Genomic DNA, 419 nt, shown 5'->3' on the forward strand with positions numbered 1-419 from the left:
TCACCACCACAATCTTTACAACTAAGACAGGAACGTTTTCCAAACTTCATTTCAAGTACCTGAGCTCTTGAAAGTTTTAGTTTATGAAAAGTTACTTTTAAGTCTTTGCGTAATAGCTCTAAACATTTGGATTTATTGCGAGCACTCAAAAAGCCAAGGTGCCTTATTCTTCTGAAATGAGGTGGGACGATATGCTCCACAAACCTTTTTAAAAACTCAACACCAGTAATAGTTTGCGTTTCAGATTTATAATTATCCTTTCTGTTGCACCATTTAAAAGTAACATGAGTATCAGTTACTTTTAAAATACGTGCATTAGAAATCGCCACCCGATGTGAGTATCTACCCAAATATTCCACTACCGAATGTGGCGAACCAAAGGCTTGTTTGGCATAAACTACCCAAGGTTCCGGAATTAA

The 419-nt window shown here is 36.8% G+C and carries 1 protein-coding gene; it reads right to left on the minus strand.

Going from position 1 to position 419, the window contains the following annotated elements; translation table 11 throughout:
- Nucleotides 1-419, minus strand: a 419-nt coding sequence (locus OM075_RS26710; protein ID WP_301193402.1) for an IS91 family transposase, incomplete at both ends; no start/stop codon positions are given.

It is taken from the genome of Plebeiibacterium sediminum (genome assembly GCF_026013605.1).
GTDB classification, from domain to species: Bacteria; Bacteroidota; Bacteroidia; order Bacteroidales; family Marinilabiliaceae; genus Saccharicrinis; species Saccharicrinis sediminus.